The sequence below is a fragment of the Acinetobacter sp. MYb191 genome (assembly GCF_037572605.1).
In the GTDB taxonomy this organism is placed as follows: domain Bacteria; phylum Pseudomonadota; class Gammaproteobacteria; order Pseudomonadales; family Moraxellaceae; genus Acinetobacter; species Acinetobacter johnsonii.
Genome location: NZ_JBBGZP010000005.1, coordinates 322,939 through 338,615 on the forward strand (window position 1 = coordinate 322,939; position 15,677 = coordinate 338,615).

10 protein-coding genes and 1 tRNA gene are annotated in these 15,677 nt (G+C 41.6%); all 11 read right to left on the reverse strand.

What is annotated here, in order from left to right:
* Window positions 1–281 precede the first annotated feature (281 nt).
* Complete coding sequence (locus WH214_RS01595; protein ID WP_339421824.1) at window positions 282–2,462, reverse strand: tetratricopeptide repeat protein; 2,181 nt, start codon at window positions 2,460–2,462, stop codon at window positions 282–284.
* Between the two features lie 88 nt (window positions 2,463–2,550).
* A complete protein-coding gene (rpoC, locus tag WH214_RS01600; RefSeq protein WP_010325734.1) occupies window positions 2,551–6,750 on the reverse strand; it encodes a DNA-directed RNA polymerase subunit beta' in 4,200 nt (1,399 codons plus the stop codon).
* A 141-nt stretch (window positions 6,751–6,891) separates the two neighbouring features.
* Window positions 6,892–10,980 carry a DNA-directed RNA polymerase subunit beta gene (gene rpoB, locus WH214_RS01605; RefSeq protein WP_062035236.1) on the reverse strand — a complete coding sequence of 1,363 codons (4,089 nt, stop codon included), beginning with the start codon at window positions 10,978–10,980 and terminating at the stop codon, window positions 6,892–6,894.
* Window positions 10,981–11,281: 301 nt separating this feature from the next.
* Window positions 11,282–11,647, reverse strand: a complete 366-nt coding sequence (gene rplL, locus WH214_RS01610) for a 50S ribosomal protein L7/L12 (protein ID WP_004692767.1) — start codon at window positions 11,645–11,647, stop codon at window positions 11,282–11,284.
* Window positions 11,648–11,695: 48 nt separating this feature from the next.
* Window positions 11,696–12,202 carry a 50S ribosomal protein L10 gene (rplJ, locus tag WH214_RS01615; RefSeq protein ID WP_004692769.1) on the reverse strand — a complete coding sequence of 169 codons (507 nt, stop codon included), beginning with the start codon at window positions 12,200–12,202 and terminating at the stop codon, window positions 11,696–11,698.
* 301 nt (window positions 12,203–12,503) lie between these two features.
* A complete protein-coding gene (gene rplA, locus WH214_RS01620) occupies window positions 12,504–13,199 on the reverse strand; it encodes a 50S ribosomal protein L1 (protein ID WP_004692770.1) in 696 nt (231 codons plus the stop codon).
* A gap of 3 nt (window positions 13,200–13,202) precedes the next feature.
* On the reverse strand, window positions 13,203–13,631 hold the full coding sequence (gene rplK / locus WH214_RS01625; RefSeq protein ID WP_004668262.1) for a 50S ribosomal protein L11: 429 nt from the start codon (window positions 13,629–13,631) through the stop codon (window positions 13,203–13,205).
* 118 nt (window positions 13,632–13,749) lie between these two features.
* Window positions 13,750–14,283, reverse strand: coding sequence for a transcription termination/antitermination protein NusG (nusG, locus tag WH214_RS01630; RefSeq protein WP_004692772.1), 534 nt, complete (start codon window positions 14,281–14,283; stop codon window positions 13,750–13,752).
* A gap of 7 nt (window positions 14,284–14,290) precedes the next feature.
* On the reverse strand, window positions 14,291–14,731 hold the full coding sequence (secE, locus tag WH214_RS01635) for a preprotein translocase subunit SecE (RefSeq protein ID WP_004692774.1): 441 nt from the start codon (window positions 14,729–14,731) through the stop codon (window positions 14,291–14,293).
* Between the two features lie 76 nt (window positions 14,732–14,807).
* Window positions 14,808–14,883, reverse strand: a tRNA-Trp gene (locus WH214_RS01640).
* A gap of 48 nt (window positions 14,884–14,931) precedes the next feature.
* A partial coding sequence (locus WH214_RS01645; protein WP_339992740.1) for an EF-Tu C-terminal domain-related protein occupies window positions 14,932–15,677 on the reverse strand: 746 nt, incomplete at its 5' end.

The window sequence follows — 15,677 nt, forward strand, 5'->3', positions numbered from 1 at the left end:
GTAACAAAAGGACAAAAAAAAGCTACCCGAAGGTGGCTAAATCAACGAAATGGATTTTGTGAGATTTTGACTTTGACTGCCTCTTTACCTTTTCGAATTATTTGGCCGCGAGAACATAAGTATTCAAAAACCATTTTTTCACCTGAAGCTTTCGGTGCTAAATATATTTTTTCTAGATATTCCATGATTGACGGAGCATAATCCACAAATATACGATTAATTTTTTCATCATATTGTATTAAGGGATTATCCATTTGCGTTACATAAACAATTCGGCACTCTTATTCTTCTTTAAATGCCATATGTTTCATTAAATAGCGCAAAGGTAAAAGAATTTCTGCTAGAAGCTCTTTTTCATCGCTACTTAAACTGTCAATTTGTATTTGTTTAATTGATTCTGATAGAGCTTTTAAACCATCACGAACATTCACTTCAATCTCTTTAATACCAATCAACTTCTGATATTTTTTAGTCTCTTTCCGTCCATTAATATATTCTTTCCATTTTTTATCTGCATTTGGATTTTCATCGAACCATTGATGTTCACAATCTACTTTATATTCTCGCCTAAAACTCCATTCTTCACGTTGTGCTATCTTAATGAGACCTGATGTAGGATCAAAATAAATACAACGATAAAGTGGCATCGTTGCAAGTTTAATATCCTCAAACTTATTAGCATCAATTTTATTAATATCAACTGATAATTCCATATCCTTTTGTTCTATACTTATATTCTTATATGGTACAAACTCTATTTTTTCATAAATTCGTGCCACATCATGCTCTTTAGAAAAAAAGTTTTTATTTAAAACCAAACTTAACCCCGAAGCCTCTTGCTGACCTTCTTTAGAGTAAAGCCTAAATTGATTCAATGAGTCATGATGTAAAGTGAAACAAGCAATAAAGGCCAAGTCTTGAGTGGTAATTTCTTCATTAACACACAATAATTTATTCAATAATAAGCCTTCCTCAGGATCATTCATCAAGTTAATCGTATTTAACCTCAATGGAGATTTAAATTCTTGATCTTTATCTTGTGAAAGTAATAATTTTGAAACAGTTAAATTAGTGTAATGGGCAATTAAATTTTCATATTCAGAATTTACATGCAGGTATTTTAATAGTTGCTCTACTTTTTCAAAAATTTCAATAAAATCAATTTTTTTATTATCACTTATAGTATTTAAAATTTTTAAAGTAAGTCTAATATGATAACCAAAATTTTTATAAATTTCAGCTTCCTGAGAAATATTAGGCAAATGTTTACCTAACTTCGAAATTCTTTCATTTACATCATTTTCATCTAAATAAGTTATACCAAGTAATAGTTGGGCTAAAGAATATTCATTAAACTCACTCTTAGGCACTCTTAGCCAACATGAAATTGCTTCTTCAATTTTCTTATGATCATAATATAAAAAACCTAACTTTAATTGAGCTATTGCATAATCCTCACCTGCACTATCAGGAATTTTTTGCCAACATTCTATTGTTTTATCAATATTCCCCATCTTTTGATATGAAGTACCTAAGTCTACTTGTGCTCGAGCATAAAACTTTTCCTCACTGCTAGGTACTCGCAATAAATGTTCTATTTCCTTTTCAAAGTTTTGAGATATCTCATATGTCGCACTTAAATTAAACTGGGCCTGAACATACAATTTTATTTGACTTTCAGATACCTTATTCCAATGCTTTATTGCTTTCTTGATATCTCCTAGTTCTTGGAAAGTCAAACCTAAAATAAATTGAGCTTGGGCATAGTTCTTACTTTCACTGTCAGGTACTTTTTTCCAAAATTCTATTGCCCTCCTTAAATCTCCTTGTTCTCGATAAACAATACCTATATTAAAAATAGCATCTGCATACAAAGCACTTCTATTCTTTGGTATCTTTTTCCAGTGTTCTATTGCCTTTTCACAATCATCTAACTTTTGATAAGCAAGTCCTAAATTAAATTGGGCTTGGGCATAAGTCTGAACTTCATTGTCAGGTACTTGTCTCCAAAACTCTATTGCCTTCTCAAGATCTCCTTGTTCTTGATATACAATACCTATATTAAAAATAGCATTTGCATACAAATCACTTTTCGTCTTTGGAACTTGTTTCCAGTATTCTATTGCTTTTTCATAACTTCCTAACTTTTGGTAAATAATCCCTAAATTAAATTGAGTTTGTGCATATATATCCATCTCACTTTCTGGTACTTGCTTCCAGCATTCAATAGCACCTTTAGTGTGGTCTTTCTCAGCATAAATCATTCCTAATACTAACTGTGCTTTTGCATATAATTCACTATCAATTTCTGTAGTAATTTGTTTAAAACATAAAATAGCTTGCTCATGATCCCCATTATCATATGCCTCTAATCCTCGATTAAAATCTTCATAATGCTTATCCAAAGCACTTATTTTTATACTTTCGATCTCTAAATCTTCTAGTTCTTTTTCTAAATTCACTATATCCCCCAAAAAAATTAAATATTATTTTTCAAGTATATAAAAAAAGCCACCCGAAGGTGGCTTTTTCATGCATTTAAAGGGCTAATTATAGACCGTTAAACTCATCGCTAAATGCTTGGCTTAATGCTTGATCAACATCAGAGAAGTCATTTACAAGCTCATGCTCTGCAGCTTCAGCTTCTTGACGACGACGCTCTAAGTGATACGCAAGACCGGTACCTGCAGGAATCAAACGACCTACAACTACGTTCTCTTTCAAGCCACGTAAATCATCTTCTTTACCTGTTACAGCCGCTTCAGTCAACACACGTGTGGTTTCCTGGAACGATGCAGCAGAGATGAACGAGTCAGTAGAAAGCGACGCTTTAGTAATACCCATCAATTGACGTTCAAACTTCGCTGGGAACTTGTTTTGCGCAAGAACAGCTTGGTTCTCTTGCATCACGCGGATGTAATCCACTTGCTCGCCTTTAATGAAGCTTGTATCACCACCATCAGTGATATCAACTTTACGCAACATTTGACGTACGATCACTTCAATGTGCTTGTCGTTGATTTTTACACCTTGCAGACGGTAGACGTCTTGAACTTCGTTCACGATGTAGTTGGTCAGCGCAACTTCGCCTTTCAAACGTAAGATGTCATGTGGGTTCTGTGGACCGTCAGAAACAGTCTCACCACGGTTCACATGTTCGCCTTCGAACACGTTCATGGTACGCCATTTTGGAATCAGTTCTTCGTAAATCTCAGAACCATCATCTGGAGTAATCACTAAACGGTTCTTACCTTTAGTCTCTTTACCAAAGCTTACAACACCTGAAATTTCAGCAAGAATTGCATGCTCTTTCGGTTTGCGCGCTTCGAACAAGTCAGCTACACGCGGTAGACCACCGGTAATGTCACGAGTACGTGAAGTTTCTTGTGGTACACGACCAATAACGTCACCTACACCAATTGTTTCGCCATCACGGACAGAAAGAATCGTGTTTTGTGGTAGGAAGTAGAACTGCTCACCACCATCCGTCGTATCAAGAACAACCGCAGGACGTAAATCTTTACCAGACGCAGGACGTGCAGTCACAGGTAAAATTTCAATCGTCGTCATACCTGTTGCATCATCAGTTTTCGATGTAACAGTTACGCCATCAGCGATTTGGCTGAAACGCACTTTACCTGCAACCTCTGTTACAAGTGGGTGGGTGTGCGGATCCCAAGTCGCCACGATACCGCCAGCTTCTACAGCTTCGCCATCTTTCAGCAAGATAGACGCACCGTATGGCAGTTTATAACGCTCACGCTCACGACCTAAATCATCCGCAATACCGATTTCGCCTGAACGAGAAGTCGATACCAAGTGACCTTTGGCATGTTGTACTGTTTTCACATTGTGGAAACGTACGGTACCTTTGTTACGTACTTGTACGCTGTTTGCAGCAGACGTTCGGCTTGCAGCACCACCTACGTGGAAGGTACGCATTGTTAACTGTGTACCCGGCTCACCAATCGATTGTGCAGCCATAACACCCACCGACTCACCAGGGTTCACCTGATGACCACGTGCAAGGTCACGACCATAACATTTCGCACATACGCCGAATGTTGATTCACACGCAACCACTGAACGTACTTTAACTTCATCGACACCTTGCTCTTCTAGGAAGTTTGCAAGTTTCTCATCAATCAAAGTATTACGTGGCAGGATAACGTCGTCAGAACCTGCTTTCTTCACATCTTCAGCAACAACACGGCCCAGTACTCGAGTACCTAAGTTCTCGATTACGTCACCGCCTTGAATGAACGGAGTCATTACAAGACCGCCCAAAGTACCACAGTCAGGCTCAGTAATTACCAAGTCTTGCGCTACGTCTACAAGACGACGTGTCAAGTAACCAGAGTTTGCTGTTTTCAGTGCTGTATCGGCCAAACCTTTACGTGCACCGTGTGTTGAAATGAAGTACTGAAGTACTGTCAAACCTTCACGGAAGTTCGCTTTAATTGGGGTTTCAATGATCGAACCATCTGGTTTCGCCATCAAACCACGCATACCCGCTAACTGACGAATCTGAGCTGCCGAACCACGGGCACCTGAGTCAGACATCATATAGATCGAGTTGAATGATTTTTGCTTCTCATCTTCACCCTGTTTGTTTTTAACAGTGGTAAAAGACAAGTTGTCCATCATCGCTTTCGCTACTTGGTCGTTGGTACGTGCCCAAATATCGACAACTTTGTTATAACGCTCACCAGCAGTTACGAAACCTTGTTCGAACTGTTGCTCAATTTCACGAACTTCAACTTCCGCTTTTTCAATAATTGAGTACTTCGCAGGTGGAATAACCATGTCTTCCATACCTACCGATACGCCTGAACGTGTCGCTTGACGGAAACCTAAGTACATCAATTGGTCAGCAAAGATCACGGTATCTTTAAGACCCAATTTACGGTAGCAAGAGTTAATCAATTTAGAGATGTTTTTCTTGGTCATCTCAACGTTGATTTGTTGGAAATCCATACCTTCTGGCACAACTTCCCAAAGTAAGCAGCGACCTGGTGTTGTATCCACAACAATTGTTTGCTGTTCACGGTTACCATTTTCATCAATCACAGTCTGGTGTACACGTGCTTTTACGCGAGCGTGTAAATTTACCTGACCTGTTGCAAGTGCACGGTTAACTTCGTGAGTATCTGCAAACACCATGCCTTCACCTTTGGCATTGATCGCATCACGAGTGATGTAATACAAGCCTAAGACAACGTCCTGAGACGGTACGATGATTGGCTCACCGTTCGCTGGAGACAAGATGTTGTTGGTCGACATCATTAACGCACGCGCTTCTAACTGCGCTTCAAGCGTTAATGGTACGTGTACCGCCATTTGGTCACCGTCGAAGTCGGCGTTAAACGCAGCACAAACGAGTGGGTGAAGACGGATCGCTTTACCTTCAATCAGGATCGGTTCAAATGCTTGAAGACCCAAACGGTGAAGTGTAGGCGCACGGTTCAACATCACAGGGTGTTGACGAATCACGTGAGCAAGAACGTCCCAAACTTCTGGCGTTTCGCGCTCAACCATTTTCTTCGCAGCTTTAATGGTTGTTGCTTGGCCAGATGCTTGTAGTTTCGCGAAAATGAATGGCTTGAATAATTCAAGTGCCATTTTCTTCGGAAGACCACATTGGTGCAAACGTAAAGTAGGACCTACAGTAATTACCGAACGACCCGAATAGTCAACACGCTTACCAAGTAAGTTTTGACGGAAACGACCTTGTTTACCTTTGATCATGTCAGCCAAAGATTTCAATGGACGCTTGTTCGAACCCGTGATTGCACGACCACGACGACCGTTGTCTAACAATGCATCGACAGACTCTTGTAACATACGTTTTTCATTACGTACGATAATGTCTGGCGCTGCAAGGTCAAGAAGACGCTTTAAACGGTTGTTACGGTTGATCACACGACGGTAAAGGTCGTTCAAATCAGAAGTCGCGAAACGACCACCTTCAAGTGGTACTAACGGACGAAGATCTGGTGGAAGTACTGGAAGTACATTCATCACCATCCATTCTGGCTTGTTGTTTGACTCTTTAAACGCTTCCATCAACTTCAAACGTTTCGATGCTTTTTTAAGCTTAGTCTCAGACGTTGTGTTTGGAATTTCTTCACGTAAACGTGAAATTTCGTTTTCAAGATCGATGTCTTTTAACAAGTCTTGAACAGCTTCTGCACCCATTTTCGCAGTGAATTCATCACCGTGTTCTTCTAAAGCGTTGAAGTATTCTTCATCGTTTAAAAGTTGGTATTTCTCAAATGGAGTCATACCTGGGTCAGTTACTACGTAAGATTCGAAATACAATACACGTTCGATATCACGTAAAGTCATGTCTAATAATAGACCAATACGGCTCGGAAGTGATTTTAAGAACCAAATATGTGCAACTGGAGAAGCCAGCTCGATGTGACCCATACGCTCACGACGAACTTTCGCAGTTGTTACTTCAACGCCACATTTTTCACAAATGACGCCTTTGTATTTCATACGCTTGTATTTACCACACAAGCATTCGTAATCTTTGACTGGGCCAAAAATTTTGGCACAGAATAAACCATCACGTTCTGGTTTGAACGTACGATAGTTAATGGTTTCAGGCTTTTTAACTTCACCATGAGACCATGACTTAATCATTTCTGGTGACGCAAGACCAATACGGATGCGATCAAACTCAACTGGAGCATGACCATCTGAATCCGTCTTTTTGCGCATGATATCGAGCAAGTCTTTCAATTTTTTTCTCCGTGTGTTGTGGAGACTTTCACTACACAACTGGGTCACAAATATTGTTTTTTAACTGAGAAATCTCCCCGCTTCCCTTTCGAGGAAGCCTCTCTTTGAACAAGAGAGATTGGGGAGATTCAATGGAGAAACTTAGTCACCATTTTTCAGTTCAATGTTGATACCTAAAGAACGGATCTCTTTGGTCAATACGTTGAACGATTCAGGCATACCTGGGTCCATATAATGGTTACCATCTACAATGTTCTTATAGATACGGGTACGACCTTCAACGTCATCCGACTTAACAGTAAGCATTTCTTGAAGCGTGTAAGCTGCGCCATATGCTTCAAGCGCCCAGACTTCCATCTCACCGAAACGCTGACCACCGAATTGTGCTTTACCACCAAGCGGCTGTTGAGTTACTAATGAGTAAGAACCAGTAGAACGCGCGTGCATCTTGTCATCTACCAAGTGGTTCAGTTTCAACATATACATGTAACCTACAGTTACAGGACGGTCAAACTGTTCACCTGTACGACCATCATACAATACTGTTTGACCAGTACGTGAAATGTTCGCAAGCTCTAACAAGTCTTTAATTTGTGATTCTTCAGCACCATCGAATACTGGCGTTGCAAGTGGAACACCCGCACGTAAGTTACCCGAAAGCACCAAAATTTCATCATCAGTTAAGCTATCAAGATCTTCTTGCTCGCCACCAACTTTGTTATAAATCTTGTCTAAGAATCCACGAAGCTCAAGTACAGTACGTTGCGCTTTTAACATCTTGTCGATTTCTTCGCCAAGACCTTTCGCTGCCATACCTAAGTGAGTCTCTAGAATCTGACCCACGTTCATACGTGACGGTACACCCAGTGGGTTCAATACGATGTCGACTGGAACACCATTGGCATCGTGCGGCATGTCTTCAACAGGTAAGATGTTAGAAACAACACCCTTGTTACCGTGACGACCCGCCATCTTATCACCCGGTTGGATGCGACGTTTAACAGCCAAGTAAACCTTAACAACTTTCAATACACCTGTTGTTAATTCATCACCTGTAGAAAGTTTGCGTTTTTTCTCTGCAAATTTCTCATCAATTTCAAAACTCTTCTCTTTCAAGAATACTTGAATTTGAGTTAAACGCTCTGCAATAGCTTCATCAGTCGGTTGGATTTCAAGTAAATCAACCAACTCTAAACCAGACAATACGTCAGCAGAAAGCTTATCGCCGCGCTTGGTTGTACCACCACCGTTAGACTCTTGACCTGTCAACAAACGAACAATACGTTCACGTGCTGCTTCTTCGAAGATTTTGTATTCTTCTTTCAAGTCTTTACGGTATGAATCAAGCTGAGCTTTTTCAATTGCTTGAGCACGTTCGTCTTTTTCAAGACCATCACGTGTAAACACTTGAACGTCAATCACTGTACCTTTGGTACCTGATGGAACACGTAAAGATGAGTCTTTTACGTCAGCTGCTTTTTCACCGAAGATTGCACGAAGCAATTTTTCTTCTGGTGTTAACTGTGTTTCACCTTTAGGCGTTACTTTACCTACAAGGATATCGCCAGCAGTCACTTCAGCACCGATATATACGATACCTGATTCATCAAGCTTAGACAGTGCAGCTTCACCCACATTCGGGATATCCGCTGTGATCTCTTCCGCACCCAATTTCGTATCACGTGCAACACATGATAATTCTTGAATGTGAATTGAGGTTAAACGATCTTCTTGAAGTACGCGCTCTGAAAGTAAGATCGAGTCTTCATAGTTGTAACCATTCCACGTCATGAACGCAACGCGCATGTTTTGACCGAGTGCAAGCTCACCGCCATCTGTTGATGGACCATCAGCCAATACATCGCCACGACCCACTTTATCACCAAGTTTCACAAGAACTTTTTGGTTAATACAAGTGTTTTGGTTCGAACGTGTATATTTGATCAGGTTATAGATATCTACACCTGCCTCGCCTGCAACCATTTCGTCTTCGTTGACACGAATCACGACACGTGAAGCATCGACAAACTCGATACGACCACCACGACCCGCAATCACACACACACCAGAGTCATGCGCTACATTTGCTTCCATGCCTGTACCTACAAGCGGTTTGTCAGCAATCAATGTAGGCACAGCTTGACGCTGCATGTTTGAACCCATCAATGCACGGTTGGCGTCATCGTGTTCAAGGAATGGAATTAGTGATGCAGCAACAGAAACAACCTGCTGTGCAGAAACGTCCATATGCGTCACTTTTTCAGGCGGCATACGTACGAAATCACCTTGGTGACGTACAGAAACAAATTCTTCTGTTAAGTTACCGTCTTTATCTACGCCAGAATCGGCCTGTGCAATCACAGTACCTACTTCTTCAATTGCAGATAAATACTCAACTTCATCCGTTACACGACCATCAACCACTTTACGGTATGGTGTTTCTAAGAAACCGAAATTGTTACATTTCGCATAAACAGAAAGCGAGTTGATCAAACCAATGTTTGGACCTTCCGGCGTTTCAATTGGACATACACGACCGTAGTGAGTTTGGTGTACGTCACGTACCTCAAAGCCTGCACGTTCACGTGTCAAACCACCGGGACCAAGCGCCGATACACGACGTTTGTGCGTAATCTCAGACAATGGGTTGTTTTGGTCCATGAACTGAGATAACTGGCTTGAACCAAAGAATTCTTTGATTGCAGCAGCCACTGGTTTCGCATTGATCAAATCTTGCGGAGACAAGTTATCTGTTTCAGCTTGGCTTAAACGTTCTTTAACAGCACGTTCTACACGAACTAGACCAACACGGAATTGGTTTTCAGTCATTTCACCTACTGAACGCACGCGACGGTTACCCAAGTGGTCGATATCATCGACTTCACCTTTACCGTTACGGATTTCAACCAATGTTTTGAGTACATCAGTGATATCTTCGTTCGACAAAATGCCTTCAACTTCACGAGACTTCTGGTCCGTACCCACTTCGTAAGGACGACCCAAGCGACGGTTGAACTTCATACGACCGACTGGAGAGAGGTCATAACGTTCAGAAGAGAAGAACAAGTTATTGAATAAGTTTTCAGCCGCTTCTTTCGTTGGTGGCTCGCCTGGACGCATTACTTTGTAGATTTCTACCAATGCTTCTTCACGACCTGTCGTGGTATCTGCACGTAGAGTATCTGCAACGAATGAACCACGGTCGATATCGTTGGTGAATAGAATGTTAAATTGTTTAACACCACCTTCAGCCAATTTCACCATAATTTCATGGCTTAACAAGGTGTTTGCTGCAATCACATCACCATCTTTAAGTGGAATGTCTTCTGCAGTAATACGCTCGTATAAGTACTCATCAGGCACAGAAAGCTTTTCTAGGCCAGCAGCTTCCATTTGACGCACATGACGCGCGTTGATACGCTTGCCTTGCTCAACAATGGTTTTGCCATCATTGTCTACGATGTCAAATTGTGCCATTTCACCACGTAAGCGTTCTGGAACAAGGTCAATCTGGTAGCTACCCATGTCTAGGTATACAGGCACTTTTTCATAGAATAAGTCTAAGATTTGCGCATTGTTATAACCCAAAGCACGAAGAACCACAGTCGCGAGTAACTTACGACGACGGTCAATACGCACAAACACAAGGTCTTTTGCGTCAAATTCGAAGTCTAACCATGAACCACGGTAAGGAATAATACGTGCAGAATAAAGCACTTTACCACTAGAGTGGGTTTTGCCTTTATCGTGGTCAAAGAACACGCCTGGTGAACGGTGTAATTGAGATACGATTACACGCTCAGTACCATTAATAACGAATGTACCGTTATCGGTCATGAGTGGCATTTCACCCATGTACACTTCTTGCTCGCGCACGTCTTTAATTGATTTAGTTTCGCGATCTTTTAAGATCAAACGAATTTTTACGCGCATTGGTGCTGCATAAGTTGAGCCACGAAGAATACATTCGCGTACATCAAACTCAGGCTTACCAAGACTATACTCAACAAATTCTAAAGCAGCATTGCCAGAATAACTTTCTATAGGAAAAACTGAACGAAACGCGGCTTGCAGACCGATATCTTCGCGGTTTTTTGGTGATTTGCCATCTTGTAAAAATGTTCTGTACGAGTCGACTTGAATCGCGAGCAAGTACGGAGCATCCATAACACTAGGCAATTTACCAAAATTCTTACGGATCCGTTTCTTTTCGGTATATGAGTATGCCATCTGGAGTCCTCGGAAAGTAAACCGAGCCCGCCTGCAGAACGGGCTCAGAAGGAATTACGCAGGCCGATATGGCCACCACTTTTTACAAATGCTGCAATTTTCAGTGGTATTGAAACGCTTACCAATATTTTTAAATTTGAAAAATATTGGTAAGCGTTTGATTCTTTTCTTTATTTTAATTTGATGGATTTTCCACCAAGCAAACAAAAATCGAGCCGATTATTGTAACGCAAAAAGGCTGATGACCCAAGAGCCATCAGCCAATTTTTGGGGTGAAATTAATATTCCCCCCCTGGTAACATTACTTAATAGTAATAGTAGCACCAGTTTCTTCAAGTTTTTTCTTAAGTTCTTCAGCTTCTTCTTTAGAAACTGCTTCTTTAAGAACTGAAGGAGCGCCTTCAACCATGTCTTTAGCTTCTTTCAAGCCAAGACCAGTGATTTCACGAACTGCTTTAATCACAGCTACTTTGTTCGCGCCGAAAGAAGTCAACTCAACGTTGAATTCTGATTGCTCTTCAGCAGCAGCAGCAGCAGGACCTGCAGCTACAGCTACAGCAGCAGCAGATACGTTGAATTTTTCTTCGAAAGCAGAAATAAGTTCAACAAGTTCAAGAACAGTTTTTTCAGCAACTGCGTTTAAGATTTCTTCGTTTGTTAAAGCCATGAGAGTAACTCCAAATGGGTATTGAATGATGTGTGTTTAAGTTTGAGCTTATGCAGCTTCTGACTCGTTTTTCTCTTGAAGCGCTGTAAGTAAGCGACCCAATTTCGAAATAGGAGCTTGAAGAACGCTTGCAAGCATAGTAAGCGCTTTCTCTTGGTTTGGAAGATTCGCGATAACGCTAACTTCTTCGCCTTGATAAAGTTTGCCTTCAAATGCAGCAGCTTTAAGTTCAAATGCTTTGTTAGTTTTCGCAAATTCTTCGAATAAGCGTGCCGCAGCACCCATATCATCTGCAGAAGTTGAGAAAGCTAAAATTGTTGGGCCAACAAGGTTGTCGTTCAAGATATTGAATGGAGTATCTTGAAGAGCGCGTTTAGCCAAAGTATTACGTACAACACGTGTAGCAACACCTAACTTACGAGCTTCAACACGAAGAGCAGTTAATTGCTCAACAGTTAAACCTTGGTAGTCAGCAACAACAGCAGCAAACGCAGTAGAAGCAACTTCAGTTACTTCAGCAACGATCTGTTTTTTGCCTTCGATAAGAAGAGCCATTGTAAAACCTCCTAACGGTGATTTATGTACTTACGCGAAGTACACTCCCAATTCGCAAGTTCATCACTGAACTTACACGCGGAGGATGAACAAATCACACCACCGCGTCTACTCAGGCTGGGAAATTAAGAAAGTAATCGAAATTACTCTCGCCTGAGGTCTTTGACGCTGATAAATCTACATTTACCAATTCAAAGTTTGCCTAAGTTTGCAAGTAGTCCGAAACTGGTTTCTCTTGCGTAATATTTGAAGCAGCGCTTCAAATATTACTCAGGGCTTTAAAATTCTGTCTAAGTAAAACTTAGTTAGAAACGTTGCTTACATCAACAACAAGACCAGGACCCATAGTTGAGCTCAAAGTGATCTTTTTGATGTATACACCTTTAGATGTCGCAGGCTTTAACTTTTTCAAGTCTGCAATCAAAGTTTCAACGTTTTGACGAACAGCTTCAGCAGAGAAATCTACTTGACCGATCGCAGCGTGGATAATACCCGCTTTGTCTACACGGTAACGTGCTTGACCAGCTTTTGCATTTTTAACTGCACCAGCTACGTCAGGAGTTACAGTACCCACTTTAGGGTTTGGCATTAAGCCACGTGGACCAAGAATCGTACCCAACTTACCAACAACGCGCATTGCATCAGGAGCAGCAATCACTACGTCAAAGTCAAGATTACCCGCTTGGATGCTTTCAGCAAGGTCATCAAAACCAACGATGTCCGCGCCTTCAGCTTTAGCAGCTTCAGCAGCAGCGCCTTGAGCAAACACAGCTACACGTACAGTTTTACCAGTACCTGCAGGAAGTGTAGTCGCGCCACGAACAACTTGGTCAGATTTACGAGGGTCAACACCTAGGTTTACCGCAACATCCAAAGATTCTTTGAATTTCGCAGCAGGAAGACCAGCAAGAACAGCTACTGCTTCTTCTAAAGTGTAAACTTTGTTTGCTTCAATAGCAGCAGCAATGGCTTTTTGACGTTTAGTTAACTTTGCCATGTCTTATAGCTCCACTTCCAAGCCCATAGAACGTGCAGAACCAGCGATGGTACGAACACGTGCGTCTAAATCAGCACCAGTTAAATCTGGTTCTTTAGTAGTCGCGATTTCTTCCAATTGAGCACGAGTCAACTTACCAACTTTAGTTTTGTTAGGTACAGCAGAACCCTTTTGGATACCAGCAGCTTTCTTAAGAAGAATAGATGCAGGAGGAGTTTTCATGATGAATGTGAACGACTTGTCGTTGTACACAGTGATCACGACTGGAATTGGTAAACCAACTTCAAGTTTTTGTGTCGCAGCATTGAATTCTTTACAGAATGCCATGATGTTAACACCACGTTGACCCAATGCAGGACCAATCGGTGGAGATGGATTCGCTTTACCAGCTGGAACTTGCAGCTTGATATAGCCGTCAATCTTCTTAGCCATTTCAAATTACCTCTGGGTACAAACGCCGATGAAGGCTCCCCAATTTCTAAGTAACGATACCGTTACAACAACAATGCCTGACTTATAAATAAGCCAGGCGTTTTTCAACCATATCCAATTAAACTGATTTTTCGACTTGGCGAAATTCCAGCTCAACCTGAGTTGGTCGATTAAATACATTAATGGTCAACGTTAAACGTGACTTTTCGTATAGAACTTCTTCCACCACACCTTTAAAGTCTGTGAATGGACCGTCAATTACGAGTAATTCTTCGCCTGGTTCAAACATCGTCTTCGGACGTGGTGCTTCACCAGTATTGCGTACACGAGCAAGAATCGCATCTGCTTCACGTTGGGTAATTGGCGCCGGTTTCTCAGCCGTACCACCAATAAAACCTAAAACTTTTGGACATTCTTTAACAATGTGCCAAGTTTCATCATTCATTTCCATTTCGACCAATACATAGCCTGGAAAGAACTTACGTTCAGATTTACGTTTCTTACCATCCTTCATTTCTACCACTTCTTCGGTAGGAACAAGGACTTCACCAAAGCTATCGGCTACAGCGCTACGCTGGATTCGATCATTAAGTGAACGCATCACTTGTTTTTCATAGCCTGAATAGGCATGAATAATGTACCAACGTTTCATAGCTCTCTTACCCGATAATAAACTTCATTAACCAGCCCAAAATGTAGTCAAAACACCATAATAAAATGGATGCAACAACTACAACCGCAAGCACCTGCCAAGATGTGGTCATGGTCTCTTGCTTCGTTGGCCAAGTCACTCGACGCAGCTCAATTCGTGAGTCTTTCAACAAACGAGCAAAGCCTTTGCCTTGATGGGTGGCGTATAATAAACCGAATGCCACGATGATACAAGCCAAAATTACCCCAACGCGCACCCAGATATCGTTGGCTGGTGCCCAATACGCTGGTAGGTGTTGATTCACCATGGTCGCACCAATTAATAAAATCAATGCGATAATCCATAAGACGACGTCTAGGGGAGAACCAGATTTAACTACTTCAGCAGAATTATTTCTTTGAGGGATTGCCGCGTCGCTTTGTGCGTCGCGTAATTTTTCATTCGACATTTTTGTACTCGTCGTAGGTTTCGCGACTTATTATATGACCAGTTTTGCCGACATCAAGCGTCTTTTATAAAAAAGTTGGCAGGCCAGGAGGGACTCGAACCCCCAACATTCGGTTTTGGAGACCGACGCTCTACCAATTGAACTACTGACCTGCAAAACAAATTGGAGCCGAAACCCCAATTTGTAATTTTATTTTATAATTATGCAGTTACTTTAGCAACTACACCAGCACCAACTGTACGACCACCTTCACGGATCGCAAAACGTAGACCTGGGTCCATTGCGATTGGGTGGATTAATTCTACTGACATTTCTACGTTGTCACCAGGCATAACCATTTCAACGCCATCTTGTAATTTGATCGCGCCAGTTACGTCAGTTGTACGGAAGTAGAACTGTGGACGGTAACCGTTAAGGAATGGAGTGTGACGACCACCTTCTTCTTTAGAAAGTACGTATACTTCTGCATCGAATTTAGTGTGCGGCTTGATTGCACCTGGTTTAGCAAGTACTTGACCACGTTGTACGTCTTCACGCTTAGTACCACGTAGAAGAACACCACAGTTCTCGCCCGCACGACCTTCGTCTAGAAGTTTACGGAACATTTCTACGCCAGTAACTGTAGTTACTTGAGTATCACGGATACCAACGATTTCAACTGATTCGCCTACTTTCACAATACCAGTTTCTACACGGCCAGTTACTACTGTACCACGACCAGAAATAGAGAATACGTCTTCGATTGGCATTAAGAATGCTTGGTCGATTGCACGTACTGGCTCTGGAATGTAAGTGTCAAGTGCGTCAACAAGAGCAACAACTGCTTCTTCGCCATACTGACCAGCGTCACCGTTAAGTGCAAGAAGAGCTGAACCACGGATAACTGGAGTGTCATCACCTGGGAAGTCATAAGTAGAAAGAAGTTCACGAACTTCCATTTCTACTA

Excerpts from the sequence above, each read along its gene's own strand:
- rpoB (WP_062035236.1), bottom strand. The coding sequence starts at position 10,980 with ATGGCATACTCATATACCGAAAAGAAACGGATCCGTAAGAATTTTGGT.
- rplL (WP_004692767.1), bottom strand. The coding sequence starts at position 11,647 with ATGGCTTTAACAAACGAAGAAATCTTAAACGCAGTTGCTGAAAAAACT.
- rplJ (WP_004692769.1), bottom strand. The coding sequence starts at position 12,202 with ATGGCTCTTCTTATCGAAGGCAAAAAACAGATCGTTGCTGAAGTAACT.
- rplA (WP_004692770.1), bottom strand. The coding sequence starts at position 13,199 with ATGGCAAAGTTAACTAAACGTCAAAAAGCCATTGCTGCTGCTATTGAA.
- rplK (WP_004668262.1), bottom strand. The coding sequence starts at position 13,631 with ATGGCTAAGAAGATTGACGGCTATATCAAGCTGCAAGTTCCAGCTGGT.
- nusG (WP_004692772.1), bottom strand. The coding sequence starts at position 14,283 with ATGAAACGTTGGTACATTATTCATGCCTATTCAGGCTATGAAAAACAA.
- secE (WP_004692774.1), bottom strand. The coding sequence starts at position 14,731 with ATGTCGAATGAAAAATTACGCGACGCACAAAGCGACGCGGCAATCCCT.